Genomic DNA, 26,761 nt, shown 5'->3' with positions numbered 1-26,761 from the left:
GGCCCCATCCGCAGCTCCATGAATGCCGCTCGATTCGGGAAGTGTTACCCCCGCAGGACTCGCAGCTCCTTTGCTGAGCCAATCGCGGGATCCCCGAACACGTTATCCGAGGCGGTGATGTTCCCCGACACCCCGCCGACCACGTTCCAATTCGTGCCGGTGCCGAACGCCACCGTCGTCGGCTCGTCTCCCACGTTCGCCGTCTCCCCTTCGCCGCAGACCTTGTCGAAGTCCTGCGGGACGTTGTACTGGGTCCGGTTGGGGAAGCCGACCTGCCGGTAGTAGCCCTTGTTCGTGGTGCCAGACCCCGGGTCGCCGAAGGTGGCGGTGTTGAAGGTGACGGCGCCCGTCAGCCCCGCGATGAAGCGGTAGTGGCCATTCGCGCCATAGGCCACATCGCAGGGCCCTGGCAGGTTGAAGGTCGCGCCGTTGCTGACGACCCCATTGAAGGTGGCGATATCGTATCCACCCGGCAAATCCCTGGGCACATTGATGGGCGTGTTCGCGCTCGGCCCCTGGTCCCACCCGGTGACGACGAACAGGAAACGCGTGGGCAGCGACTGCTCGTAGAGCAGCAAATCGTCCGCCGACGTGGTGCCCGCCAGCATGCCCAGGTTGGGCTGCGCCACCGGGGACGTGAACTCCCCGTGGGCCGCCGCATCGCTCAAGGACTGGAGGTACCAATCCCGAGCGATGCTCGGGAAGTACTTCAGCTCGAGCGCCCACAGATACGCCTCCTTGAGGAAGTAGAGCCGGGCCGACATGGATTGCGTCGGCGCGAGCGTATTCAGATACGTGTAGAGGCCCACGCCGCTGGAGGCGTTGCTCGTCGAATCGCGCGTGAAGGAGAAGGAGAAGTCCAACGTTCCACCCAGGTACGTCTCCCCCGAGGCGGAGAGGCCGCCGTTCTCACTGCCAATCTCCGCCGTCTCGACGAACCCCGCATAGACGTTGACGTCCAGGTGGACGCCGAAGCCCGTGGTCGTTCCGCTCGACACCCGGTACTGGCCGTCGCAGACCGAGCTGCCGCTCATGGCGAACTTGAGGTACTTCTGACCGTTGAGGTCCGTCTTGGTGCCGTACTTCCCGATGACGGCCGTGACGTAGTTGTGCCCCGTGTAGAACGTGCTGAGGTCGGTCCCATCCGGAGCCGTGAAAATCTGCTGAATCTCCGCCGGTGTCTTTCCGGCGGCCCCCAGCCTCCTCACGCACTCGGTATACAGCTTGAACATGCGGTCGTTGATCGCCTCCGCTGTATAGGAGTCGACCATGCCCGGCGTGCAGGCGTAGGTGAAGAAGTCTCCAGCGATGGTCTCATCGGCATCGTCCGAGACGACGGGCCAGTGGGCCACGACCAGGGGCGCCGGGCTGAAGTTGGCGTCGTGGTTGAAGTTGAGGTTCGTCGCCGTCCCGTACTGGGAGCGCAGCCAGAACAGGGACCGTCCGAAGTAGCACCCGTAGGGACGGACCAGGTAGGGAGACGCGTCATCGAGCGGGAAGTACGGATGACGGTAGGCCTTCGTCGCCACCTTGATGCTCTGGGCCGTGAACTTCCCGTCCTGCCACGCGAAGCGTCCGGAGGCGCCAGCCTTCGCGGTGATGCCCCAAGCGACTCCCGTCTTGTAGCCCCCGAACGGGCCCGTGGCGGCCGTATCTCTCGAGGAGTACTGTATTCCCAGGCTCGCGGAGAGTTTGATTTCATTCAGGACGATATCTTCCTGAGTGGTGTTCATCTCATAGTCAAACAGGTTCCAGTCGGCCATGCCGTCGGGGCTGGCATTCCCCCAGACCTCGGGTGCCGGGAGGGGCATGGGGAATGGGTCGCAAATCGCCGTCAGCACGCGCTTGCCGGCGTTCTGCTGGGTCGGCGGGTGGAGCATCGTCTGGAGCTTGAAGTCGCCATACTTCAGGGACGACATCTGGATGGGCGAGCCCGGCGAATTCGAGCAGCGGACCCAGGCGAGCCCCAGGATGATGGGGAGGGTGGCGGAGTCCTCGCTCGACGTCTCGGGGACGAGGCCGACCGAGAAGCACATCGAGAGGGGCCCCTCCGTGTCCTCGGTCGCCGAGGTGAAGATCTTGCCGAACTCCGTCCAGGTGGGGGCGGCCGAGGAGTCAATCTGGCGCAGCGGCCGGATGTCTGGAATCACGGCGATGGAGATTTGATGACTGGCGTTGGAGTCGGCGAACAGGGCGACGAGCCGTCCAGCGGGGTCCACCGCCAGGCTCATGCCCGAGGCCTTGCGGCTCTTGACCGATGAAGGCCACGAGAGGAGCATGGGCGATTGCGCGGGAGTCGCGTTCGCGTGGCACGCGGTGTCCAGCGTCCAGGAGAACGTGGTCGTGGTGGAGTGGTTCTCGTCCCACAGCGCCGCGATGATGCTGTTGACGGAAGGGCTGGTGGTGGTGGCCCCCGGCTGGGTGACCAGGATGGTGCGCAGGTCGAGGTTCGAGAGGTTCGAGGACGTCTGGCTGGGGCTGGTCGCGGGGGCCGTCGTGTACCAGGGCGACACCACGGGAGACCAGTCGTTGGTGATGGGATTGTAGTCGTTGACATCCAGGACGAGGTGGCAGACCTGCAGCGCGTTGTGAGCCGAGTCCCAGACGAGGTAGTTGACGAGAATCTCCGTCTCGCCCTTGCCGGCGCAGGCCGACACGCCCTTGGAGAGGACCTTCACGGTCGTCTTGCTGGCACCGGCCGTGGCGGGCGGCAACGAGAGCCGACACCAGTCCGTCTTGGAGCGGGTGTTTCCGGGGACGATGCGGACCGCGCACAAGGCGTTGTTCTGGGTGTCAATCCAGAAGATGTAGACGAGGTCGCCGAGCGAGACCACGCCGATGCGCTTCTCGGTTTCGAAGGCGAGGGCGGACTGCGTCGAGTCCTTCTCGACGGTGAACGAGGTCCAGGGGTCCAGCCGGCTCGGATTCCCCGAGGTGCGGCTGAGGTAGGCGACGGTGGACGAGCTGAGGTAGCCCTGGAGCATGTCGTCGTCGTTGACTCCCACCAGGGCCAGGGAGGGGCCGGTCTGGATGAGGCGGAACTCTCCATCGTCACCGACGACATCAAACGGCTCTTCAACAGGGATGCTGATGACAGGGGTGGGCGTGGGCGGGACCTGCGCTACCGTTGAAGGCATGGCTGTTCCAATCCGTCGAGGAGAGAGTCGTTCCACGGCTGCATTAGCAACAGCGAGGCCACTCAAGGAGGCAGGCCCATCCCAGGAAACCCCTGGGGTGTCTCGCTCGGGCCACGGCGGCTGCGTCCAGCGCGGACGCGGCTGCGTTCCTCCAGATGCGGGGAGGCACGCTCGGGTTGCCTGCCCTCGAATCAAGAGCGAGCCTGCGCCCCATGGAGATGCATCAGGTCCGGTACTTCCTGGCGGTGGCGGAGACCCACAGCTTCACGCGCGCGGCGGAGCGCTGCCACGTGGCCCAGCCCACGCTGACGGCCGCCATCAAGAAGCTGGAGGGCGAGCTGGGAGGGCCGTTGCTGCTTCGTGACAGGAGCGGCGCGAAGCTCACGCCCCTGGGCCGGCAGGTGCTGCCCCGGCTCCAGCGCATCGACGATGAGAACCGGAGCGTGGCGCTCATCGCGGAGAACCACCGCCGGCTGAAGCAGGTGCCGCTGCGCGTGGGCGTGCTGTGCACCATCGGCCCCGCGAGGTTGGCCCGAGACCTGGCGGCGTTTCGCGCCGCCGCGCCCGGCGTGGAGGTCGAGCTCCGTGTCGGCACCCGCGACACGGTGGTGCGGCAGTTGGAGGAAGCCGAGGTGGACCTCGTCATCACCCACGCCGCCGCGCCCACGCCTGACTGGTGCGTCGTCGCGCCGCTCTACGAAGAGCGCTACCTCGTGGTGCTCCCGCCCGGACATCGGCTCGCCGCGTGGGACACCGTGCCGCTGAAGGAGCTGGCCCATGAGCCCTACGTCGACCGGCTCGCCTGCGAGATGCGCGAACAGGTCGGCGCGCTGTGCACGTCCCGCGAGGTGGTGCTGTACGCCAGCTATCGCACTGAACGCGAGGAGTGGGTGCAGAGCCTGGTCGCCGCGGGCGTCGGCTTCGCCTTCATGCCCGAGCATTCGTTCCTGCCCTCGGCGAGCGCCACCACCGCGCGTCCGCTCGTCGAACCGTCGCTCCAGCGCACCGTGTCCCTGATGCGCTCGGGAGACAGGACCGCGCCACCGGCCGCGAAGCTCTTCTGGCGCACGCTGCTGGAGAGCGCGGCGCGCGCGCGTCCAGGCGCCTGAAGGGAAACGGGCGAGGGCCACCCCTGCTGACGGTGTGCCCTCCACGCCCGCGGCCCTTGCGGCCGGAGGTCGCTCAGCGCTTCACAGCGAGCACGTCCACCTTCTCGATGGACGGCGGCCGTGAGAGCAGCTCCGGGGCGTTGGCCATCAAGGCCGCGGCGACCTTGCCACTCAGGTGCGCCTGCCGACCCGCTTCGTCGGGGAAGGTGTCCACGATGCCGAAGGTGGTCGGCGAGAGCCTCAGGGCGTACCAGTGCAGCGTGGCGGGCTCGTCCCGAACGATGGGCAGACCGCCCTCCAGGAACTTCTGGACGTCGGCCTCCTTGCCCGCCTTGGCCTCCAGGAGCACGACCAGGGCCCGTTTGTCGGAGGCCTCCGGAGTGCCCTGGGCCTTGGTCGCGAGCAGGTCCACCTGCTGGAGGGACGGCGGCTGCGAGAGCAGGTCCGGCGCCTGTGCCATCAGGGCCGCGGCCACCCTTCCGCCGAGGTGCGCCTCGCGGCCGGCCTCGTCCGCGAAGGTATCGAAGATGCCGAAGGTGGTCGGACCGAAGCGCAGCGCGAACCACTGCGCTGTCGCCGGCTCTGCCTGGACCACGGGCAGACCGCCCTCCAGGAACTTCTGCACGTCGGCCTCCTTGCCTGCCTTCGCCTCCAGGCGGACCAGCAGGCCCACGTGAACGTTCTCCGCCTTCTGTGATTGCGTCGTCATGGATTCACCCTCGTGCGCGTGCAAGTGGTTGGCGGATGGGCTGGACTGCGTTCAGGGCGCCAACCCGCCCGCGATGGGTCCACATATAGACCTCGCGTCCGGCCACCGTGAATCCATTGGCGTCAATGGATGGATAGTCATCATCTATGGGCGAAAGCCGGCCTACAGTCCTACCTGCAACAGGAGGAGGAACTGCGAGAAGGAGTCCGTGCCCGCCCCCAGCTCCGGATAGTGGTCCCAGTTGAGGACGGCTCCCACCGGGCCGAAATGCAGGTCCACGAGGAGCCGCAGCCCCGGCCTGACGTCGGGAAGCACCTGCACCGGCACACCCAGGCCGAGCCCGAGGCTCGGGATGATGGCGACCTGGGGCGTCGCATACTGCGAGAGGGGCGTGAGGACGAGCTGCTTGTGAAAGTCCGTCTCCACCGAGAACGAATGCAGGAAGGCCTCGGGCGCGGCGAACTGGTAGCCGAGCCGCGCCAGCAAGCGGATCCCGTCCAGGCTCCGCAGGCCCAGGCCCAACTGCACACCGCCCGGAGTCCACCACGGCACGGGCTTCGTCAGCGTGACGTTGAGCCATTCGGGCGCGCTCGCCGCCGTGAGGTGCCGCTCCGCCACCACCTGCGAGCCCTCGTGCCGAAGCCGCCAGTCCGTGGCCACCGGCGGTGTCCGCGCGGATGCGTCCGGACTGCTGCCCACCTCCCATGTGGAAGGGACCCGCACGGTGACGTGCAGCTCGGGGTTGCCCGCCCAGGTCCGGATGGGGCCCAGCAGATAGTCGATGTCCCAGTGCGTGGCCCGCGCCGGTCCGGGAGACAGCAGCACATGCCTCGCCTTGACCGCGGGCCACACATACCCCGATGACAGGAAACGCCGCTCGAGTCGCACCACACCGCGAACCACCAGGTCCCCTTCTTTCCCGGGCGGAAGCGTGAGCGTGAAGCCGAAGCGCTGCTCGAGCCGCCGGAACGTATTCGCCGGTGGCGACCGCACAGGTGCTGTCTCCCCGGCTCCGGACGTGGCGCTGGGGTCGACCTGCTCTTCCGTCACCGGGAGAGGCTCCTCGTCGAATCGGACGCTCACCTCATGCGTACGGAGTCCCAGAAAGGCGGCATCGATGACCTCCACCTCGGAGGTTCCATTGCGCAGCCGGTAGCGCGCCTCGAAGCGGCACGCGGCCTCGCGCTCCGCCTCCGCGCAATCGAAGTCCAGCTTCTCGCCGAGCACCTCCGAGCGCGTGCGCGCGAGACCTGGCGACAGGGTGAAGGCCGCTGGCGTGCGCGTGGATGCGGCCACGTTGGCGGCGGCGGGCAATGCAGCGAGGACACAGATGAAGGAGGCGAGGTGGGGCGACATTGGCCGTCATTGTCGCTCAAATCCAAGGTCTGGCATCAGGTAGAGACGGAGGCCAGCGCAAGGCGAAGCGCCACACACGGGCCTGGCGATTCGTCTTTGCCTTGCGCGACCGTGGCGCTCGGGTCGCGAGCACATGCACTCCATCTACCGTGGTTCGCCTCCCCAGCGGTGTTTGTCTATCATCCCGCGCCATGCACTTGTCCCCCTCCCGGCGGCCCGTCTCCCGCGCGCGCTCCGCCTCTCGCTTTCCCAGGTGACGCTGAGCGCGGGCGGATGGATCCTCCCGAAGCTGGTTGAGTACGCCGAAGGGCCCTACATGAACATTCCATTCATCCCCGATGAGGGTCCCCTCCCAATGCTCACGATGGGCGTGGGCGTCCTGGAGGGGAGGGGCCGTGCCGCCGCGAGCCGCGGTCCAGCCGTCGGGCCGCATGGCCTGCAAACACGAAACCAGAGAAGCCCAGCGCACGCGATTTCCCACCGCGCACGCCCTGTTCCCCTCCACCGGGCAAGTATTCCCACGGGCAGAGCGAACTCAAAGGGGCAGCCGCTTTGATCCTGATGCCCGCAATGATGCGTGGCATCCCCCTTGAGGTCTCCCGATGCTGTCTTCCCCTCGCCCGTCCTGGGTGCTCTTCGTCACCTGGGGACTGCTGCTCTCCGCGGCTCCAGGCTGCCGCGACTCGCCCCAGCCCACGCCCGATGCAGGCGTCCCCGAGGATTCGGGCACTCCCGACGCGGGGCCGCCCGATGCCGGGACGCCGCCATGGGACGGCACGTACACCGTGCTGGAGGAGCTGGGAGACGCCACGGGTGACCCCGGCGTGCTCTCGTCCTGCGCGCTCGTACCTCAGGTGGGCGAGAGCCCCGCTGGAGGCTGCCTCGACCCGGCCATCTTCGACCTGTCCGCCTGCGACTCGCCAACGCTCGCCAACGTCCCTCGGGACGGCCTCTACCATGTCCGGCTGCGCCAGGAGACCGCGCTGGCGGACGGCGGAGTGGCGGGCTCGTACTACACCGTGACGATGGGCCTCGTCGGCGACGGCGGCCCCAGCAGGTTCTTCTACGCGCCCGTCACACGCGAGGAGCGCGACGCGGACAGCCTGCTCCTTGGCACCCACAACCTGACCCGGGACGGGGGAAGCACCACCACCGTGCTGGCGGGATGTGAGGCCCCCAGCAACCGCTCCTTCACGGGCTGCTTCGCCCGGTGCGTCAACGGTCGCGTGGTGCAGCGGGCCACCGCCGACGCCCACCGCATGCTGTGGCGCGAAGGCGAGGTCGAGTCCTCCGGCGGCCTTTCGCTCGTGTCGGAGACGTACGTCGCGCAGGGCACCCCGTTGGACATCTTCGTCGCGAAGAACCACGCCTACGTCGTCTCCGCCAATGCGTACCTTCGTCCTGGCAAGCCGGGCGGCATCACCGTCTTCGACGTGACGGACCGGCGCAACCCCGTGCTGAAGAAGGTCATCAGCCTCCCCGACGACCAGCTCTGGAACAGCGTGTGGGTCAAGGAGAACGCGCTGTACGTCGCCAGCCAGGACACCGGAATCGTCGTCTTCGACATCTCCAACCCGGCGGACCCACGGCTCGTGCGCCGCGTGCCCTCCAGCGCCCCCTTCGCCGTGCACACCGTGCTGGTGGATGGGGACCGCCTCTACGGCATGGGGCTCTGGCCCTCGAGCAACACGCTCGTGTTCGATGTGTCCACGCCGCTGGAGCCGGTGCTGCTGCAGCGGCTCGCGCTTCCCCTGGTGGGCCCCTACGACGGGGCGCATGACGCCTTCGCCTACCAGGGCAAGCTCTACATCAGTCACTTCGAGGGCGGCCTCAAGGTCGTCGACGTCGAGGACCCGAACGACCTGAAGCTGCTGGGGACCTACACCTACCCAAACACCACGGCCCATCACAACGCGGTGGGCACCTTCGCCGGGCGCACCCTCGTCTTCGAGGGCGGTGAGAACCATGGCGCGCACCTGCGCGTGCTGGACGCCAGTGACCCGGCGCACATCGTGAAGATTGGCGAGTTCAGGCTCCGGCCCACCACCTCCATCCACAACATCCTCCTGGTGGGCACGCGCCTGTACGTCGCATGGTACCAGGAGGGTGTGCGCGTGCTGGACGTGTCCAATCCCACGCAGCCCCGGCAGGTGGCCTATTACAATACCCACCGCGAGACGGACCCGGGGCGCACCGACGACGTCTTCGAAGGCGCCCTCGGCATCCGCGTCCCCGGCGACGGCTACGTGTACATCGTCGACACGTCGCGCGGCCTGCTCATCATGAACGAGCTCTAGCCCGGCATCCGGGGCGGCGCGGCCACAGGAGGCCGTGTCGTCCCGCCTTTGGGTTCCCAGCCCAATGGAGTCCCGCCGCCCGCGCATGCGAGTCGTCGACGTCGGGCGTCTGGGTGACGGCTAGCGTCCGCCGTCACGCTCGGAGGGGACGCTCGCCGGCTTCGAGGCGGGAGCTGCTCTGGCGGCCTGCAAGATGAGGTTGGCAATCTCCTCCGCGTGCGTGATGAGCGACAGATGTCCTGAGTCGAGCTCGATGGTCGTCGCCTTCATGCGCTGGGCGAGGAATCGCTCGAGCTCCGTCGCGGTCGTCCTGTCCTGCTTCGAGACCGCGTACCAGGAGGGCTTCGTCCTCCACGCGGCCACCGTCGTCTTGCCGGAGAACAGCGCATCCGATATCCGCCCTGCGGGGGCGGCAATCACAGCGCGTCTCAGTTCGCGACCCGACAGCGCGAGGCGGCACGGATGCGGCTGCGGGCGAATCCGCCGGGGAGGCCCGCCCTGGCGTGCGCCAGAATCACGGCGTCCCGGCTCTCCCCGCATTCCCGAAGGCGAGGCCTGACGAAGTGCATCCGGGGCGCGGGATTTCGTGCCGCACGCCTGGCGATGTCCCCTAGCATCCAGCGCATCCCCACCGCTGAGAGCCGACTCCGCTGAACGCCACCGAACCGCGCCACCTCGCCGGCCTGGACCTGCTCCGGTGCCTGGCCATCGTCATCGTCGTCCTCTTCCACTACCCGCGCCCCGACGACCACGAGACCTACCGGATGCTCGCCAACTTCGGATGGACGGGCGTGGAGCTGTTCTTCGTGTTGAGCGGATTCCTCATCGGCTCGCAGCTCCTGGAACCGGTGGCACGGGGCGAGACACCCTCCCTGAAGCGCTTCTATCTGCGGCGCTCGATGCGCATCCTGCCGCCCTATCTCATCGTGGTGGCGCTGTACCTCTTCGTTCCCGCGTGGAGTGAACGCCCCGTGGAGACACCCGCATGGCGCTTCCTCACCTTCACGCAGAACTTCGGACTGAGCCTGAACGGCTTCTCCCACGCGTGGTCGCTGTGCGTGGAGGAACACTTCTACCTGGTGCTGCCCCTCTCCGTGCTCGCGCTGCGCGGGCGCGTCCGGGCACCACACCTCCTCGCGGGCGCGGTGGGTTTGATGGTGGCAGGCATGCTCCTGCGGGCCGGCCTGTGGCAGCGCCACTTCTCCATGCTCGGGCCGGGTGAAGCCGGGTGGCGTGGCTACGACACGCTCCTGTACTACCCGACGTACGCGCGGCTCGACGGACTGACGTGTGGCGTATTGCTCGCGGCGCTGCGCGTCTTCCGGCCCGCGGCCTGGGAGCGATGGACACAAGGGGCCCGCGCCGGAGGCCTGGCGTTGGTGGGAGTCGCTTGCCTGGCCAGCGTGTTCTGGCTGAACGAGGAACACTTCCGATACCTGGCCCACACGATGCTCGCCTTCCCCCTGACGTCGGTGGGCTACGCGGCGCTGCTCGTGGCCATGGCGGGCCCCACCGCCTCGCGCGTGTGCGCCCGCATCCCCGGCGTGAGGACCTTCGCGGTGCTGAGCTTCACCGTCTATCTCACCCACAAGGCCGTGCAGCACGGCGTCCGTGTCGCGCTGGAGCCCTATGGCCTGGACACCTTCCACCCCGCCACGCTGCTGGGTGGCGCCGTAGCGGTGCTGCTCGCGTCACTCGCGCTTCACCACGGCGTGGAGCGGCCCGCGCTGAAGTGGCGCTCCAGGCTGGAGACCCGGCTCGCCCACGAGCCTTCGCCCCAAGCCGCGACCCGCTAACCCCACCGGGTGGATGCGCGCATCTTCCCCCATGCGTTGCATTCCAGCGCATGGCCCACGCCCCTCATCAGCGCGCAAGAGCGGAGCGCCGAGGCTGAGGGGGTGAGCCTCGGGCTCCAGGCGCGACAGGACTTCTAGGGGGTGTAGACCAGGGACAGGTGCTCGTTGGTGCCGTTGAGGGGGTCGGTGAAACCGTAGACCGAGTTCCAACCGCACCAGCCGCCCCCTGTCAGGTTGAACACCTGGGCGTTGATGACCTGGGTGTTTCCGACCGGCACATAGCCACTGAGGGCGAAGGGGTTGCTCGACACGCTGAAGGAGGTGCCTCGCAGGTCGAGATTGGCCATGCCCGAGGCGGTCCCATCACAGGACATGGCCGTGGCGTACGGCATCGAGTTCACCGGGACGCTGTTGCCGTGAAGGAGCCCCCCCGTGGAAGTGGTGAAGGTCCGGTCCGTGATGACCACGTACAGGTTGAGTGGATCGATGCGCAACCTGGAGTAGGACGTGCGCACGCTGATGCCTGGAGAGGCGCCCCCAGCGGTGTACTGGGAGTAGTTGGAGGCGCCCACATTCCTCAACACCAGGTAATCGAGGGGCGTGCCAGCCATGTTCCGGCACCACACCTGCCAGGGCTTGTTGGGGTTGCCATTGATGTACAGCGTGTATTCGTTATCCCCCGAATAGCCATAGGCGTCCTTGAGTTCCTCGCATGACCTGGGCTTGTTGTGCGTGAGCTTGAGTTGCAACAGGCCGCCGTTCTGGTTGGAGGGGTTGCTGATGCCGGTGAGCGAGTTCCAGCCGCACCAGCCGCCCCCCAGCATGTCGACGACCTGGTCCGACTGGCTGTAGTTGCTGGTGCCAGACGGAAGCTCCCCCCCGAGGGAGAATTGGTTGGTCGCCACGCTGAAGGGGGTGTCGCGCAGGTCGAGGTTGGCTGCGCCCACGGCGCTCCTGTTACAGGACATGGCCGAGGCGTACGGCATCGAGCTCACCAGGGAGCCCATGAAGTAGAGCCCTCCCGTGGAGGAGGAGAAGCGCTGGTCCGCGGTGTTCACGCGCAGGGTGAGGGGGTCGATGCGCAGCCTGAAATAGGTCGTGCGCACGGTTTCTCCAATCGTTTCCCCGCCGACGGTGTACTGGGAGTAGTTGGAGGTGGTGCCCGTCTGTTTCAGCGTCAGGTACTCGGTGGGTGTGCCGACCATGTCATGGCACCAGGCCTTCCAGGGCTGGAAGCGATAGCCATTGAAGTACAGCGTGTACTCACCATCCCTCGCCGAGGGATTGGCGTTCTTGACCTGCTGACAGGTGACTGGAGTGCCCTGCAGGTCCTGCGGCGCGAGGGCGGAGAAGGTCTCTTCGTTGCCCGACTCCGCTGCCTCGCCGCAACCCGTGCTCAGCGCGACCAGGCCCATGAAGAGGGCCCCAAGCCCGGCGCCAAGACGAGGACGCCGTGCGACGGCGGCGGAGAGGAGCGGCTTCTTCCAGGTACGCATGATGGGACTCCTTGGAGAGACGGCAGACCGCGGAATGCAGTCGGGCGGCGCATGAGCAACGCGGATGCCACGCCGTGGAAACGCGCCCCACGAGCAACGCCCCCGCCAGCGCCCCTTTCAAGAGGCGCTTCCACGCGTCGAGCCCACGCCGCCACGTGTGGACCGTCGTCCTGCTCGATTCGCTCCGACGGGCCGGGTCGGCAGTCACCCTGCTTCGTGAGAGGAACGAGCGGAGCGGGCCGAAGTAGAGTCACGGCTCCCGCGGCGGTCCCCTCTGGAGTTTCATGCGCGAGCCCCCCTTGGAGGACTTCTCCACGGCGAACGTTCCCGAGTCTGGCGAGGAGCGGCACCCTCACGGCGCACCGCTCCTCACTGCGCTGACCGTCGTCTCGCATCCCCAGCCCCACCGCGTGGGGGACCGCGTGCTGCTTGAGGCGCTCGCCGCCGGCCGCGAGGTGGAGCTGTCCCGCAATGCCCCGGCCTTCATCCCTCCTGGCTCGGCCCTGGGTTCGCATCTGGCCGACCCATTCATCAGCCGCAAGCCGCTGGTCCTCTCGCCCGGCCCGCACGGAGGCCTTCGGCTGTCACCGGCCGAGGGCGCCAAGGTCTCGCTCGGCGATGAGCCGCTCCAGGGGCCCTGGGAGCTGTCCTCGGAAGAGGTCGCCGCCGGGGTGCCGCTGGTGTTGGCTGGCCGCGTGGTGCTGCTGCTGCACCTGGCGGAGCCCCCATCCCCCAGGGGCCAGGACATGCTGGGCATGGTGGGAGCCAGCGCCGGCATCCAGCGGGTGCGCCACCACGTCGAGCAGGTGGCGGACCTGGGAGTGTCCGTGCTCATCCGGGGCGAGACGGGCTCCGGCAAGGAGCTCATCGCCCGCGCCATCCACCAACGCAGCCCCCGGCGGCTGCGGCCCTTCGTCAGCATCAACCTGGGTGCCATCCCCCGGGAGCTCGCGGCCTCCGAGCTGTTCGGCGCACGCAAGGGGGCCTTCACCGGCGCGGTGAAGGACCAGGACGGCTTCTTCCAGGCGGCCCAGGGCGGCACGTTGTTCCTGGATGAGGTGGGCGAGGCGCCCCCCGAGGTCCAGGTCATGCTGCTGCGCGTGCTGGAGACAGGGGAGCTCTATCCGGTCGGCTCGCGCACGCCCATCGCCGTGGACGTGCGGCTGGTGGCCGCCACGGACGCGCACCTGGAGGAGCAGATTCGCGACGGCCGCTTCAAGGCGCCGCTCTTGCACCGGCTGGCCGGCTACTCCATCCGCGTGCCCCCCCTGCGCGAGCGGCCCGAGGATGTGGGGCCACTCTTCCACCACTTCGCCCGCGAGGAACTGGAAGCGCTGGGCGAGGCGCACCGGCTGAGTCCCGGGGACCCCTTCCGCGAGCCCTGGCTCCCAGCCCCGCTCGCGGTGCGCCTGGTGCGGCACGGCTGGCCAGGCAACCTCCGGCAGCTGCGCAACGTGGTAAGGCAGCTCGTCATCGGCAGCCGCGGCCAGTCACGCCTGAGGCTCGACGCCCAGCTCGAAGAGGAGCTGTTCCCCGTCGGGACTCCCCTCGTGGGCCGCCCCACCAGCGCGCCCTCCACCTCGGCGCCCTCCGCCTCCCGCCGCAAGCCCGCGGACATCTCCTCGGCGGAGCTGCTCACCGCGCTGCGCGAGGGAGGCTGGGACTTCCAGGCCGCCGCGGACCGGCTCGGCATCCACCGCACCTCCATCTATGACCTCATCGAGCGCAATCCCGACCTGCGCACCGCCGGAGACCTGAGCGTGGAGGAACTCACCCGGTGCTTCCACGCCTGCAAGGGGGACCTGGACGCCATGGTGCGCCAGCTCGAGGTCTCCCGGCGCGCGCTGGGCCGCAGGCTCAAGGAGCTCGGCCTGGGCTGAAGGGCACGCTGGTCCGACCATTGCAATTGAATCACTCAGGAGGATTGGACAGACATGAGCAGGAACGAGTCGAGGGCTTGGGTTCGTCGTTGGGTGATGGCGGGGCTGCTGCTGGGAACGCTGGGATGCGGCGGGAGAAATGCCAGACCCGGGGACAGCGCCAACGGGGCCGGGAAGGGGCCGGTCCGGCAATATTATTGCCCTGCCCTCAAGACCAGCGGTCAGACGGCGGTCGAGGTGGATGGCCTCGGCGACGTCAACCGCTGCGTCGACCCCGGGGGGACCATCACGTTCGACTCGAAATGCCAGGCCGCCACCTACGTCCTCTTCGCTGGAGAAATGACTTTCGACCTCTCCCAGCCGCAGCCGAAATGCCTCACCCTCGCCGATGAATGTCAAAAGAAGATGGGAGCCCTTGGGACCATCACCCTCGAGAAAGGTCAGAGCTGTCAGCTGACCCTCGCGCCAGGGGTCTCCTCCGGGCAGATCAAATTCGTGGGAAACACGGGCGGCCCTGGCTGTGCCCCCCAGGGGAGCGCGGCGCGTATCCCTCCCATGGACGTCATCATCGGCAAGCTGGAGGTAGCGACCTCCACGAATGAAGAGGAGGACGCCCGCGGGCCAAGGTGAGTCCCCTCAGGGCGCGGCCTGGGCCACCGAGGGGGCCTGCCGCGCCCAGAGGTGCCCCAGGTGGGGGTTTCGCGCGAGCGCCGCGTCAGCCGCCTCCCGCATGCCGCCCCCCACCCGCTGTTCACCGGAGGAGGTCAGCCTCGCCTCCTTCACCCGCAGCAGGCTCGCGCGCAGCAGCAGCGCCTCCGCCCACTCCGGACGCGCGATGAGCAGCGTGTCGACCACACCCAACCCTCGCTCCAGCCACGGGCCAGGCGCCTGCCCCAAGGCCTCCGCCCAGAGGGCGCGCGCCTGGCAGAATTGACCGAAAGCGACCTGGTGGTCCTGTCGCCCGGGCTTGAGCTGGAGCGCCTTCTCGAAGGCCCGTGCCGCCTCGTCGAAGGCCATGCCCGCGGCCTCTCGCTGGCCGCGCGAGGCCAGCCAGTTCGCACGCACCTCGTGGACCCGCCCCTGGTACAGCCAGGCCTGGGCCTCCTCGGGATTGCGCGCGAAGGCCTCGCGGAGGGCCTCCAGGGCCTTTGCCAGCGCCGGGGACGGGTCGCGTCCGTGCTCCAGCGCGAACACAGCGCGCAGGTGGTGCGGCTTCGCCAGGTTGGCCCAGGGATGGGCCAGGCCGGGCAGCAGCGCGAGCGCCTCGCGATAGGCCGTCTCGGCCTCGTGAGCGTCCGCCTCCGGATTCTCACCCAGCAGCCACCGGTACAGGGCGCGCGCGGCGTGCACCTCGCCCAGGTTGTTCTGTCCATAGCCTTGCCTGGGGGCCACGGCGATGGCCCGCGCGCAGGCGCTCCGAGCACGCTCCAACAGGGGGAACGGGTCCCCTCCCCGGTCCCAGGCCTCTCGTGCCAGCTCCAGCAACACCGCGCTCTCCCCCAGGTGGAACTGGGGGATGCGCGCGTTGATGGCGATGCCACGCTGGTAGAGGTCCAGCGCCGTCTCCAGGTCCGGCCGGGCGTCACCGCCCTGGCGCGAGCGCCGGCCCGCCAGCTCCTGGTGGAGTTGGCCTCCCAGGAAGTACGTCACGAAGTTTCCCGGGTTGAGCGTCCGGGCCTTCTCCAGCGCGACGCGGGCCCCTTCCAGGTCTCCTTCCGCGTCGGGCGAGTTCGGGAAGGTGGCCCGCGACAGGTGGTTCGTTCCCAGGTTGAGCCAGGCATCTGGCAGCTGTTCGTTCAGGCGGATGGCCTCGCGGTAGGCCTGGATGGCCCGTCCGCGAGCGGGCAGCGGGTCTTTTCCCGTGGCCTCCGCGCGGTCGGCCTGGATGCTGAAGACCAGGCCGAGCGTGGCGTGCAGTTCGTAATCCCGCGCCTTCTCGGGGACGCCCTCCAGCGCTTCGATGGCCTGTCGCAGCGGCTCGCTGGGGTCCAGCCCCCGGGCCTCCAGCGCGCGGGCCTGGCGCCGCAGGCTCTGCCCCAGCTCCATGCGCGCCTTGACGGGCTCGGGGCGGAAGGCCAGCGCCTCCCTCGCGGAGGCCATCGCCTTCTCGAGGAGCGGCTCCACCGGCTCGCCCCGCATCATCCCGTGCTCCGCCATGCGGTTGTGGAAGCGTGCCTCCAACACCTTCGCCCGCGCGAAGCCCGCATCGGCCGCGAGCGCCCGCGCCACCGCCTCCAGGCCACGGGTGTACGGGGGCTGGACGTCTCCCTGGCCATACAGCTCCATCACCAGCGCGGTGTACTCCAGCCTCGCCAGCGCGAAGTGGACGTCGGGCACGCTCTCGGCGGTGGCGGCCGCGTCCGCGCAGGCCCTGCGTCCCGCCTCCAGGTCCGCGCGCGCGCCGTCCCGGTCCCCCGAGTTCCAGCGCCGCGCGGCCCGCGTCTGGAGGATGTCGCCGCGCAGCAGGTGCGCCTCGTGGAACCACGCCCTGCGCCGTCCCGCCGGCTCCAGCCGTGCCAGCGCCTCATCCAGCCGGTCCTCGTAGAAGGCGAACAGCGCCGCCACGTAGTCCGTGGAGGGCACCTCCGCGCCCTCGCTCGAGCGCAGCCAGGTCAGGGCCGGCTCGCGGTAGTCGCGCGCCAGGGTCTCTCGGCGAGCCTGGCGCTGGGCGGCGTCCGGCAGGCGCTCCACGTCCAGCAGCGCCTCCTGGTACAGGTGTCCCAGCACCACCGCCAGCGCCCAGGCGACGCGGGGCTCGCGGTAGCCTTGCCGCCACGCGGCCTCCAGGTGCCCGCGCGCCGTGGCCTCCTCTCCCAGCGCCAGGAAGCCGCGCCCCAGGGCGTACTGGCCCGGGCCGGCGGCCAGCGCACCGGCGTCGCGCACCTCCCCCGCCAGCGCCTCCAGGTGCCCACGAAGCTCCTCGCGGTCCTCGCGCGTGTCGTGCATCCGCGACAGGCCGGAGTAGCGGGCCAGCGCCTCCACGCGCTCCACCTGCTCGGTGAAGCGCTGGGCCAGGCGCTCACGGCGGGCGGCCTCCTGGCGGGTGTACGCGGCCTGTCCCAGCGCCGCGCCCGTCAGCACCAGCGCCAGGCCGACGACGGTGGCGAGCACGCGGTGCTTTCGCAGCCGCTTGCGCAGGCGGTAGCCCGGCCCGACGGGGCGCGCACGCACGGGCTCTCCCGCGAGGAAGCGCTCCAGTTCCTCCGCCAGTTCGCGCGCGGAGCCGTAGCGGGCGCCACGCTCCTTCTCCAGACACTTGAGGACGATGGCCTCCAGGTCCTCGGGGATGGCTGCATCCAGCGCACGCGGCGGGCGGGGCTCCACGGTGGCCACGTTCGCGAGCACCTCCAGGGCATTGTCTCCGGAGATGGGGGCCTGGCCCGTCAGCAGGTGGTACAGCGTGGCGCCCAGGCTGTAGACGTCCGCGCGTCGGTCCAGGCGGGACACCTCTCCCCGGGCCTGCTCGGGGGCCATGTAGTGCGGCGTGCCCAGCACGGAGCCGGTGGCGGTGACGCCCTCCTTCCAGTCGCGCGCCAGGCCGAAGTCCATGACGTAGGGACGGAGGCGACCGTCCTCGGCGCGCTCCACCAGGATGTTGGAGGGCTTGAGGTCGCGGTGGATGAGCCCGGCACGATGGGCGGCATGGACGCCCTCGGTGATGTCGCGCAGGACCAGCACCTTCTGCTCCACGGTCAGCGCGGAGGCGAGCTGGTGGAGGGGCAGTCCTTGCACGTACTGCATGGAGATGTACGGGTGTCCCTGGACCTCGCCCACCTCGTACACCTTGCACACGCGCTCATGCTCCACGCGAGCCTGCGCGGACGCCTCGGACAGCAGGCGGCGCACCAGTTCGGGGGCGCCACCGAGCACGAACTTCAGGGCGACCTGGCGGCGCAGCCGTGGGTCATGCGCCAGGAAGACCTGCCCCATGCCGCCCTTTCCCAGGAAGCGCACCGGCTGATAGCGCTCCCAGCCGGGCACCGGAAAGGCGGGCTCCGAGTCCGAGGGCTTCCCGAGATGGGCGCCCTTGCCGTCCGACACTGTCGCATCGGCGTCCTGAACAGGAGAGCGCGCGGCATGGACGCGCGGCGATGGGAGCTCCGCCGCCGAGAGCCGCCCCTTCTCCGCGAGCAAGGCCAGGAGCCCGACCCCTCGACGCCGCGCCTCCTCCAGCAACGCGTCCGCCTCGTCGCGCGAGACAAAGCCCTCCGCCAGGGCGATACGGAGTTCGGCTTGCAGGTCCATGAGGGCGCAAACCCTATCATGTCCGCTTGCCTTCGCCGGCCCCGGCCGCGACGACGTCGAGTGTCTCCTTTGACTCCGCGCCCCACCGAAATGAAGTCGACAAGGTCTTGACGCTCACGGGATATCATCCCCGCATGCGACTGATCGACTGCACGGAGTTGCTTCCCAGGCTCGCACCCGCGCCTCCCCGCGCGGCGTCCACGCCCCTGGCGAAGGACACCGTCCCGTACGTCCGGTTCCTCGCCTTCGAGCCACGGGGCTCGCTCCTGGTCATCGAGGCGCCCGGCCATGCCGACCAGCCCGGTCGACTGCTGCGGCGCAGTGGCACCCGCCTTGAAATCGAGGCCGAGCTGACGGGCCCGCTGGGCCCCGGTGCGCTCTCGCCCAGCGGACGCTGGCTCCTCACGGGAGGCCCGCTGCTCGCTGGCCGAGCAGCCTGCTGCCAGTTGATAGACCTGGACACCTTCCAGGTCGCGCACACCCTGCCCGTCATGCGCCCCTTTGCATGGATTGACGACGAGCAGTTCATCGCACAGTCGCCGAACTGGGCGGAGACGTTCCGCGACGGAGACGTAGTCAAGACAGAGACACGCCGAGTGGACCCGGCCCTCGCCGCCGCCGTGCCTGCCCTGGTGACGCCGGAGCCGTCCATGGTGCGGGTCTCCCGGACCTCCCTCGGGTGCCAGCCCTTGCTGCCGTCCCAGTGGCTCGATGAGGAGGTGTGCGCGGTCCTGTCGCCCGAGGGCGATGTCCTCTACACAGCCACCTCCTTCTCCCGCATCTCCGCGGTGCGGGTCGCCGACTCCCGCCTGCTATGGCAGCGCGCGCCGTCGCGGCTCGTCACCGAGGGCACCGTCGCCGCCATGGCCCTCGACCCCACGTCGAACCGGTTGATGACCGTCGGCGGAGGAGTGAGCCATGACATGCTCGTGTTGGATGCGGCGAGCGGCGCCGAACTCGCGCGCCACTCGTTGGGCACACTCGCACGCCGAGTAACGGGCGGCACGAACACCCGTGGCGACTCCATCTGTTTTCGCGGAGAGGGTCTGGGTGTGATTGGAACCAACAACGGCCTGGTCATCGAGCTGGGAAACGATGGGCGATGGAGCGCGTACAAGGCCGGCACCCGCTCGCTTCGAGCCATCGCCTTCTCCGCCGATGGCACCTCCATGGTCCTCGGGGGCGCGGAGAAGAACCTGCGCGCCATCTCGCTCTCCGCGCGCTGAGCCGTCTCCTCGCGCCAGCCCACCGCGCGGGCACGATTTCGCGATGGAACGCGCCGGACGAAGCTCCTGGTGAGTCGAGCAGCGCCTCAGCGTCGAGCCCCGAGGCAGGCGACGACGGCCGCGGCCAGGTTTGACGCTCGCGGTTCGCCGATCCGGAAGGACCAGAGGTTCGTGACGTAGCCGAAGCCGACACTGGCATCGGGGTCGGCGAAGCCAATCGAGCCGCCGGAGCCGGGATGGCCGAACGACCCGGGCCCGACGAGGGGCATCGGCGGGCAGGCTCGCCAGAACCCGAGCGACATGTTGAAGGAGCGGTTGGCCGGAACATCCAGTCCCGGCGGCAGCCCGTTCATCCTCGTCTTGTCGGTGTGGACGACGGTCATCTTCTCCACTGTCTCCGGATTCAGCAGCCGCACGCCGTCGACGTCGCTCACCGTGGCCGCATACATCCGCGCCAGCGAACGCGCGTCCGAGAACATGTTCCCGAAAGGGAACTCAGCGGCGCGGAAGGCACGCGTATTCATGTAGCCGCTGGTGTGGTCGAAGGCGCCGCCGAGCTGGCCGGCGCGGGCCTGGATGGAGTCCGGGCCCCACACGGCGTTCATCCAGGCGATGACCGTCTCCCTATCGAGGCCCGTGGTCTCAATCATCCCGGCGGTCATCTCCTCCAATGTGAATGGAGCGGCGTACTCGATTTGCGCCACCCTCCCCTCTTGCGCCTCGGGCAGCCCCATCCAGGCGCGCAGCCCGAGCGGGGCGGCGACCTCGTCGGCGAAGAAGGTGCCGAGCGACTTGCCAGTGATTCGCCGCACGACCTCCCCGACCAGGAACCCGAAGGTCATGCCGTGGTAGACGTGCTCGGTGCCCGGCTGCCACTCCGGCTTCTGCGCCTCGAGTGCCCGGATGACCGGGTGCCACGCACAGGCATCCTCGAACGTCAGCGGACCGTCGACGACGGGCAGACCGGCCTGGTGTGAGAGCAGCCAGCGCACGGGGATATGCGCCTTGCCGGCAGCGCCGAACTCCGGCCAGTACTTGACCACCGGGGCGTCCAGCTCGAGTTCGCCGCGCTGTGCCAGCAGATGGGCGCAGATCGCCGTCGCGCCCTTGGTCGTGGATGCGACCAGCGCGAGGGTGTCTTCGTTCCATGGACGGTTCGCCTCGCGAGCGGCGAGGCCGCCCCACAAGTCGACGACGGGACGGCCATCCACGTAGACGCAGCACGCCGCGCCGACCTCACCAGGGGTCCCTTCGAAGTTCGCCCGGAAGACATCGGCCACCTTCCCCCAGCCGTCCTCGACGTGTCCGTGCACCACGGGTACGCGTGTCGTCTCCAACATGACTCACTTCCTTTGCTCTGTGAGAGGGTCTGAAACGCATTGCTTGTACAGCGACGCGACGCCTGCCCTCGTGCTTCGCGAGCTGGCGTCCCGGGTCTGTTGCTGCTCGTGTTTCAAGAGCGCGGTGAATCGCGACGTCGCAATGCCTGTCGGAGCCCTGGGGCTCGACGGCGTCCTTGCTCGGTTCTGGTGCGCTGACAGCGTGGAGTTCGTTACGAACGCAGCACGTGGGCGCCGTGCTGTGTCTGCATCAAAGGCCCTTCGCTTCTTCTTCGGCGGCGTGCTCGAGCGCGCGGGTCAGCCGCTCCCGCTCCCGGAGGATCCACTGCCCCTTCGGGTAGTTCCGGACGAACGTCTCGATGAACTCCACGGGGTCTTCCCCGACAACCTGGCGGATGGGGGTCCGGTTCGCCGCGCTCTGTTCGAACAGGTCGACGAGGTCCGCATAGATGGCGGTCCCGTCGCCTCCCGTCCCGAAATACATCAGGTACCGCTCCAGCGCCTCGACCGCCGTGCGATAGCTCGCGGGAAGTTGTTTCGTGCGCGCCTTGTACCGCCGCCACTGCGTCTTCTCGCCGATCACCTTCGAGATGAACCTTGAGATGAACATGTCATCTGCCTCCTTTTTGGAGTTGGTCGAGCCGTTCAGTGAGGAAGCTCCACGTCCGCCAGAAGTCTTCGAGATAGGCCTGTCCCTGCGCGTTGAGCGAGTACACCTTGCGCGGCGGCCCCTTCTCGGACGGGACCTTCTCCACCCCCACCAGACCGCGCTGCTCAATCCTGACGAGCAACGCATAGACGGTGCCCTCGGCGATGTCGGTGAAGCCCATCTCCCGCAGCCGCGCCGTGATTTCGTAGCCGTACTCCGGCCGCAAGGACAGGATCGCCAGGACGATGCCCTCCAGCGTGCCCTTGAGCATCTCCGTCATCTGCTTGCCCACGAAACACTCCCCGAACTACTCAGCACTGCTGACTACCGGTACATAGTAACGCAGAATAGCGGCAGCGCAAGCCCCCTGGCGGGAAGGCATGAACGCCTTCACGTCGCTGACGTGCGGGCCGCAGACCGGACCACCGGGTCAGGACGGGACCATCGGCTCCGTGAGCTCGCGGACCGCGGCTTCGAGCTTGGGCCTCACCGCGGGCGTCTGCCTGGCGATATCGAGCATCGCGGCGCGCACGAAGGCGAACGCCTCGTCCTCGTCCAGCGCGGCGGGCCAGAGCAGGTCCATGCCGCCGGCGGGATGCGCGAAGGGAAAGGGCGCGGTGCGAAGATGCGGCCGCTGCCGCTGGAGCTGCGCCGCGAAGGCCTCGGGCAAGGTCGCCACCAGTTCGCCGCCGTCGACGATGGCTCCAATCGCGCTGAAGCTCGCGACCGAGCACCGGACGCGTCGCTCGACGCCGAACCTGTCCTCGACCGTGCCGCGGAGGTCTCCGTTGAAGGAGACGATGACGTGCTCCTGCGCGAGATACGCGCGCTTGCTGGGTCTCGCGCCGAGGCGCACGTGGCGCGGGTCGAACAGGCAGACGAAGTGGCCACGGACGAGCGGCGTGCGCAGGATGCCGCGCGGCAGCGTGTCGATGACCGTGGCCGCGAGGTCGACCCGGCGGGTCGCCAGCGCGTCGACCACCGTGCGGAACTGGACCGGCGTGCAGACGAGCCGCATCTTGGGCGCGTCGCGTCCGAGCCGGCGCAACAGCGGCGGCAGCAGCCACTCGTCCGCGAAGTCGGCCAGCCCGAGGCGGACGATTCGCTCGCTCGTGCGGGGGTCGAAGCGCGCCGGTGCGAGCGCGGCCTGGAGCATCGCCTCGAGCAGCGGGCGGACCTCGGTCACGAGGCGCGCGGCCCGGCTGGTCAGAATCACGCCACGGCCGTGGCGCGCGAGCATCGGCGTGTCCAACGACACGCTGAGCCGGGCGAGCGCCGCGCTCACCGCCGACTGCGTGAGGTAGAGCCCCGCGGCCGCTTTCGTGACCGAGCCCGTGTCGGCGACGGCGACGAGCACGCGCAACAGGTTGAGGTCGAGTTCCCTGGCACTCACAGCATTCATGATTGGCATTCATGCTATTTGCTAGTGTGAATCGGGGCCAGCGTTAGATTCGAGCCCATGACGAATACAGACACGCTCGGCGGTCGATTCACTTTCCCTGGCACATCGCTGACGGTGCACCGCATGGGGTATGGCGCCATGCAGCTCGCGGGCCCGCACGTCTGGGGACCGCCGCGTGATGTGGAAGCGGCCGCGGCGGTGCTGCGCGAGGCGATTTCCCTCGGCATCGACCACTTCGACACGAGCGACGCCTACGGGCCCCACGTCACGAATCAGCTCATTCGCGCCACGCTGCATCCGTATCCCAAGCACATCGTCATCGTCTCGAAGGTGGGTGGGCGGCGTGGCGAGGACAAGTCGTGGCTCCCGGCGCTATCGCCCACCGAGCTCCGCGAGGGCATCCAGGACAACCTGCGCCACCTCGGGCTCGACGCAATCGACGTCGTGAACCTGCGCATGATGAGCATGACGCCGACGGAAGGCCCTCTCGACAAGGAGCTCGCCGTCCTCATCGAGCTCAAGCGCGAGGGGCTCGTCCGCCACATCGGCCTCAGCAACGTGACGGCACGTCAGGTCGGGCAGGCGCAAGCGCTCACCGAAATCGTGTGCGTGCAGAATCACTACAACCTGGCGCATCGCGGAGACGACGCGCTCATCGACACGCTGGCGAAGCAGGGCATCGCCTACGTGCCGTTCTTCCCGCTCGGAGGCTTCACGCCGCTCCAGTCCTCGACGCTGTCGGAAGTGGCGAGCGAGCTGGGCGCGACACCGATGCAGGTCGCGCTCGCGTGGCTGTTGCACCGCGCACCGAACATCCTGCTCATCCCGGGCACGTCGTCGGTCGCGCACCTGCGAGAGAACGTGGCCGCGGCGTCACTCGCGCTGCCGGCGAAGAGCATCGCCGCGCTCGACGGAATCGCCCGCTGACAGCGATTCCGTGAGGGGCTGGCCGCCGGCGACCGACTTCATGGAATAACTCCTTCAGGATGAGGATTCACGGCGCATCGCCAGAGTGGATTCCCCCCTTCGCTCCGTGCGCGATTCAGCGCGGGCCCGCCGATGCGGTCAGGGGAACGGGGGAATGAGCCCGAGGGCATCCCAAGAATTTCCGGGCGATATGTCCTGAAGCGGAGGAGTTTATCAACGAGGCCGTGTGGGCGGGCGAGGCCGCGCACGACGACGAGACCGTGGCGAGGGCGCTCACGCTGGCCGAGGAGGCCCGGGCGCGGCTGGAGGTCCTGGGCGTCCGCGGCCAGCCGGAGCTCCAGAAGGTGCTCGCGTGACAGCGGAGTGAGGCGAAGCGCTGAGTTTCTTGGGACGGGGGAGAGCCTCCTCCCTCTTTCTCCTCGAATGCATGGGCGGCGACTCGCTGCCCCATCCAGAGGAGAAGCCCCATGGTGGCAGTGACAGCAACGGGTGGCAGTGCAGCGAAGGTCGATGCCGCCGAGGCGCAGCGCCGCGCGAAGGAAGCCCGGCAGAAGGCGGAGGCGGCACGCAAGGCCGCGGAGAAGCCGGTACAGACGCCCGAGGAGGCCATGCTCAAGGCGAACACGACGGCCGTCGAGGAAAGCAAACCGCCGCCCTACAGCGAGAAGGACATCGCCAAGGTGAAGCCGACGAAGAGCGAGCTCGACTCGGCCTTCGAGGGCACCCGTCGAAAGGCGGAGCTGGAGAAGCTGCTGGGCCTGACGCCCCCGCCGCCGCCCGTGGAAGTCGTGCTGGGGCCGTTGTGGGACGCGGCGCCGGCGAATTCGTCCGAGGAGAAGAGCCCCTTCGAGAAGCCCTTCTGGCAGACGCACACGACACAGACCCGCCCCTGGCTTCACGAAGGGCCCGGCCCCCTGGGCGACGTGGGGCACTCTCAAGCGCCCGGCGGTGGCACCGTCACCGGCAGCCAGGGTCCCGGCGTCACCTGTCCCATGATGTCGAATGAGCAGGCGAAGTCAGACGGCATGCGCGAGACGACCTCGCGTCCAGGACCGAGGGCTCGTCATGAAGGCACGAGCTCTCGCGCCTGGAGCTGTCTGCGCGAGATGACGTAGGCCACGCCGAGGTTGGGAACCCAGCAGAGCCAGGCGACGATTCTGTAGGCCGAGATGAAGTCGCCCATGGCGTGAATCAGGACGGGCATCCAGAGTCTCAGGGTGACCGCCGCGAAACAGGCGGCATAGCTGTAGGTCATCATGAGCCGGTGCTCTTCGATTCGCCGGCGTTTGATGAGCCGATAGGCGGAGGCCGTGGTGGAGAGCCAGACGATGCCCAGGCTGATGAAGCCCGACGCGGCGACGACGCCCCCCGTGGCGAAGAAGCCGATGTAGACGCCAGCAAGTCCACTCAACAGGACTGCTCCGACGTAGACCTTTCCAAGGAGCCGGTGCGCCCCGGGGCGCTTGAGTCGCAGTCTCGTGACGAACTGGGTCCAGCCGACGGCCAGCGCGAGTCCTCCCAGGGCGATGTGCGTGTAGAAGGCCGCGTTCCAGACGGGGTCGGCCAGGAGTTCGATGCTCTTCGAGGCACGGAGCCCGAAGTTCGAGGCCGCGAGGAAGTAGCTCACGGGATACAGGCCCACGGCCAGACAGAGGGCGGCGAAGAGGACCCAGCATGCCTTGCTTGCCAACATGGAGACTCGGGGTTCGGAGTGGGGAGGACAGGAACAGTGTACGCCGCGGGACTTCCAGAGCCCCTACGCGGCACGGCTCACACGATTGCGGAGCAGGACATCCGCGGCGGCGCGACGGGCTGACGTGCGGCGTACTATCCAAAACCTCATCGCCCCTTGGCGAAGATTGGAGAGTTCCGTGTCTTTTTGCCGCTCCCTCATGGCCGTTTCCGTCCTCACGCTGCTCGCTGGCTGCCAGGTCGATGGCGACGCCCATTCCTCCGAGGTTCCCGCAGGCGCGGGAACGCCCTCCACCTCTGGCGCGGTTGGCACCGGCTGGGCGGTCATCCGTGGCGAGCCCGCGCAAGTCACCTTCACGGTGCAAGGCGGCCGCGCCATCTTCGAGGGAGACATCGACCTGGGGCCGGCGGATGTGATTCCCACCCACCGCGAGGCACTGGAGCGCGCTCTCACGGACGGAGTGCAAGGCATGGGCAGCATCACCTACGCGAGCGGCAGCCGTTGGAGCTCGGGCAACGTGCCGTACGTCATCGACCCGGCCCTTCCCATGCAGTACCGGGTGACAGACGCCATCGCCCATATCGAGGCCAACAACCCGGGCGTGAACTTCTTTCCGCGCACCGCCGGGTACGCGGACTACATCTACATCACGCGAAACGCCACCGAGTGCAACTCACAGGTAGGGCGCGTCGGCGGCGGACAGGTCATCAATCTCGCGGACGGCTGCGGCACGGGCAGCACCATCCACGAGCTGCTGCACGCGCTGGGAATGTGGCACGAGCAGAGCCGCTGCGACCGGGACACCTACGTCGAAGTCCTCTGGGCCAATGTGCAGCCCGGGTATGCGCACGCCTTCAACCAGTACTGCGTCGGGTCGACGCCGAGCTCCGGCGACATCTATGACTACGATGAGGGCTCCATCATGCACTACCACCCCTATGCCTTCTCGAGGAACGGGGCGCCGACCCTCCGCTCCCTCCGGGGGAGGGAGTACCTCATGGGACAGACCTCTGGCATGAGCGCGACGGACGTGAAGACCGTTCGCTGGATGTACACAGACCCCGCTGTCTGTGGCGATGGCAGGTGCTATCCGGAGGAGAACAACCTGAGCTGCCCCGCGGATTGCCAGCCGTTCTGTGGCGACTTCATCTGCCAGAGTGGCGAAGAAGGCGTGTGCACCGATGACTGCCCTCCCTGCGGCGACGGCATCTGCACCATCTTCGAACAGAACGGCTCATGCCTCGCGGATTGCGGCACCTGTGGGAACGGCATCTGCGAGGCCTCGGATTCGCAGGTCCTCATATGCACTGATTGCTGGGGCCCTTTCTAACAACCCGTTGAAGGAGTCCGTATGCGCCGCTCCCTCCTGCTCTCCGCCGCCCTCCTGCTCCTGGCCACCTCCGGATGCAACGACTCCGACTCCGAGGACACCCCTGATTCTGGCGGCTTCGAGCTCCCCCCCGCCGGCGACTCCGGCTCCACCCCCCAGGTGCCAGCGT

21 protein-coding genes and 1 pseudogene are annotated in these 26,761 nt (G+C 68.4%); 10 read left to right on the top strand and 12 right to left on the bottom strand.

Translation table 11 applies throughout. The features are described 5' to 3' along the window. Positions 1-44: 44 nt before the first annotated feature. Positions 45-3,137, bottom strand: coding sequence for a hypothetical protein (locus tag HUW62_RS00485; protein WP_176433225.1), 3,093 nt, complete (start codon positions 3,135-3,137; stop codon positions 45-47). A gap of 212 nt (positions 3,138-3,349) precedes the next feature. Between HUW62_RS00485 and HUW62_RS00480 the strand changes: the two genes are divergently transcribed. Next, on the top strand, positions 3,350-4,246 hold the full coding sequence (locus tag HUW62_RS00480; RefSeq protein WP_176433224.1) for a LysR family transcriptional regulator: 897 nt from the start codon (positions 3,350-3,352) through the stop codon (positions 4,244-4,246). A gap of 73 nt (positions 4,247-4,319) precedes the next feature. Here the strand turns inward: HUW62_RS00480 and HUW62_RS49810 are convergent, their stop codons facing one another. From HUW62_RS49810 to HUW62_RS00465, 3 genes and pseudogenes are all read right to left on the bottom strand, one after another. Beyond that, positions 4,320-4,652 (bottom strand): antibiotic biosynthesis monooxygenase, encoded by a 333-nt coding sequence (locus HUW62_RS49810; protein WP_163866868.1) that lies wholly within the window; start codon positions 4,650-4,652, stop codon positions 4,320-4,322. After that, a pseudogene (locus HUW62_RS49805) lies at positions 4,638-4,955 on the bottom strand (putative quinol monooxygenase); the annotation flags it as partial. The pseudogene HUW62_RS49805 and the gene HUW62_RS49810, both read right to left, overlap by 15 nt. Before the next feature lie 162 nt (positions 4,956-5,117). Further along, positions 5,118-6,311 (bottom strand): hypothetical protein, encoded by a 1,194-nt coding sequence (locus HUW62_RS00465; RefSeq protein ID WP_255203137.1) that lies wholly within the window; start codon positions 6,309-6,311, stop codon positions 5,118-5,120. 602 nt (positions 6,312-6,913) lie between these two features. Between HUW62_RS00465 and HUW62_RS00460 the strand changes: the two genes are divergently transcribed. Then, positions 6,914-8,608, top strand: a complete 1,695-nt coding sequence (locus HUW62_RS00460; RefSeq protein WP_176433223.1) for an LVIVD repeat-containing protein — start codon at positions 6,914-6,916, stop codon at positions 8,606-8,608. A gap of 120 nt (positions 8,609-8,728) precedes the next feature. On the opposite strand, the gene HUW62_RS00455 is transcribed toward HUW62_RS00460, so the two are convergent. Beyond that, positions 8,729-9,028 (bottom strand): alpha/beta fold hydrolase, encoded by a 300-nt coding sequence (locus HUW62_RS00455; protein WP_217911007.1) that lies wholly within the window; start codon positions 9,026-9,028, stop codon positions 8,729-8,731. Between the two features lie 230 nt (positions 9,029-9,258). On the opposite strand from HUW62_RS00455, the gene HUW62_RS00450 reads away from it, so the two are divergent. Continuing rightward, the gene (locus HUW62_RS00450) at positions 9,259-10,404 is read left to right on the top strand and encodes an acyltransferase family protein (protein ID WP_368670314.1); all 1,146 of its coding nucleotides are present in this window, start codon (positions 9,259-9,261) and stop codon (positions 10,402-10,404) included. Positions 10,405-10,538: 134 nt separating this feature from the next. Here HUW62_RS00450 and HUW62_RS00445 read toward each other — a convergent pair whose 3' ends face one another. Further along, positions 10,539-11,900 carry a GON domain-containing protein gene (locus HUW62_RS00445; protein ID WP_176433222.1) on the bottom strand — a complete coding sequence of 454 codons (1,362 nt, stop codon included), beginning with the start codon at positions 11,898-11,900 and terminating at the stop codon, positions 10,539-10,541. Between the two features lie 284 nt (positions 11,901-12,184). On the opposite strand from HUW62_RS00445, the gene HUW62_RS00440 reads away from it, so the two are divergent. Beyond that, entirely contained in the window at positions 12,185-13,780 is a 1,596-nt protein-coding gene (locus HUW62_RS00440; protein WP_176433221.1) for a sigma 54-interacting transcriptional regulator, read from the top strand. Between the two features lie 54 nt (positions 13,781-13,834). Further along, positions 13,835-14,410, top strand: a complete 576-nt coding sequence (locus HUW62_RS00435; RefSeq protein WP_176433220.1) for a hypothetical protein — start codon at positions 13,835-13,837, stop codon at positions 14,408-14,410. Between the two features lie 6 nt (positions 14,411-14,416). On the opposite strand, the gene HUW62_RS00430 is transcribed toward HUW62_RS00435, so the two are convergent. Beyond that, the gene (locus HUW62_RS00430; protein ID WP_176433219.1) at positions 14,417-18,025 is read right to left on the bottom strand and encodes a serine/threonine-protein kinase; all 3,609 of its coding nucleotides are present in this window, start codon (positions 18,023-18,025) and stop codon (positions 14,417-14,419) included. Positions 18,026-18,159: 134 nt separating this feature from the next. On the opposite strand from HUW62_RS00430, the gene HUW62_RS00425 reads away from it, so the two are divergent. After that, on the top strand, positions 18,160-19,251 hold the full coding sequence (locus tag HUW62_RS00425; RefSeq protein WP_176433218.1) for a hypothetical protein: 1,092 nt from the start codon (positions 18,160-18,162) through the stop codon (positions 19,249-19,251). 86 nt (positions 19,252-19,337) lie between these two features. Here the strand turns inward: HUW62_RS00425 and HUW62_RS00420 are convergent, their stop codons facing one another. The 4 genes from HUW62_RS00420 to HUW62_RS00405 form a co-directional block, all read right to left on the bottom strand. Continuing rightward, on the bottom strand, positions 19,338-20,531 hold the full coding sequence (locus HUW62_RS00420; protein ID WP_368670311.1) for a serine hydrolase domain-containing protein: 1,194 nt from the start codon (positions 20,529-20,531) through the stop codon (positions 19,338-19,340). Positions 20,532-20,841: 310 nt separating this feature from the next. Then, positions 20,842-21,201 carry a DUF1048 domain-containing protein gene (locus tag HUW62_RS00415; protein ID WP_176433216.1) on the bottom strand — a complete coding sequence of 120 codons (360 nt, stop codon included), beginning with the start codon at positions 21,199-21,201 and terminating at the stop codon, positions 20,842-20,844. A gap of 1 nt (position 21,202) precedes the next feature. After that, a complete protein-coding gene (locus HUW62_RS00410) occupies positions 21,203-21,532 on the bottom strand; it encodes a PadR family transcriptional regulator (protein ID WP_176433215.1) in 330 nt (109 codons plus the stop codon). Positions 21,533-21,670: 138 nt separating this feature from the next. Continuing rightward, a complete protein-coding gene (locus HUW62_RS00405) occupies positions 21,671-22,642 on the bottom strand; it encodes a LysR family transcriptional regulator (RefSeq protein ID WP_176433214.1) in 972 nt (323 codons plus the stop codon). Positions 22,643-22,699: 57 nt separating this feature from the next. Here HUW62_RS00405 and HUW62_RS00400 point away from each other — a divergent pair, with 57 nt between their 5' ends. The 3 genes from HUW62_RS00400 (at position 22,700) to HUW62_RS48370 (ending at position 24,684) form a co-directional block, all read left to right on the top strand. Beyond that, positions 22,700-23,569: an aldo/keto reductase family oxidoreductase gene (locus HUW62_RS00400; protein WP_163866643.1), complete on the top strand. Its 870-nt coding sequence runs from the start codon at positions 22,700-22,702 to the stop codon at positions 23,567-23,569. A 224-nt stretch (positions 23,570-23,793) separates the two neighbouring features. After that, complete coding sequence (locus HUW62_RS48375; protein WP_255203136.1) at positions 23,794-23,925, top strand: hypothetical protein; 132 nt, start codon at positions 23,794-23,796, stop codon at positions 23,923-23,925. Positions 23,926-24,036: 111 nt separating this feature from the next. Further along, positions 24,037-24,684 carry a hypothetical protein gene (locus tag HUW62_RS48370; RefSeq protein ID WP_255203135.1) on the top strand — a complete coding sequence of 216 codons (648 nt, stop codon included), beginning with the start codon at positions 24,037-24,039 and terminating at the stop codon, positions 24,682-24,684. Here HUW62_RS48370 and HUW62_RS00390 read toward each other — a convergent pair. Then, positions 24,633-25,262, bottom strand: a complete 630-nt coding sequence (locus tag HUW62_RS00390) for a DUF2306 domain-containing protein (RefSeq protein ID WP_255203134.1) — start codon at positions 25,260-25,262, stop codon at positions 24,633-24,635. The genes HUW62_RS48370 and HUW62_RS00390 overlap by 52 nt on opposite strands. Positions 25,263-25,461: 199 nt before the next feature. Here HUW62_RS00390 and HUW62_RS00385 point away from each other — a divergent pair, with 199 nt between their 5' ends. Further along, positions 25,462-26,592, top strand: a complete 1,131-nt coding sequence (locus HUW62_RS00385; RefSeq protein WP_176433213.1) for a M12 family metallopeptidase — start codon at positions 25,462-25,464, stop codon at positions 26,590-26,592. Positions 26,593-26,761 lie beyond the last annotated feature (169 nt).

This window comes from Myxococcus sp. AM011 (assembly GCF_013372595.1).
In the GTDB taxonomy this organism is placed as follows: Bacteria; Myxococcota; Myxococcia; order Myxococcales; family Myxococcaceae; genus Myxococcus; species Myxococcus eversor.
The sequence above is the reverse complement of the archived record's forward strand: the minus strand, read 5'-3'. Positions and strand labels throughout refer to the sequence as shown.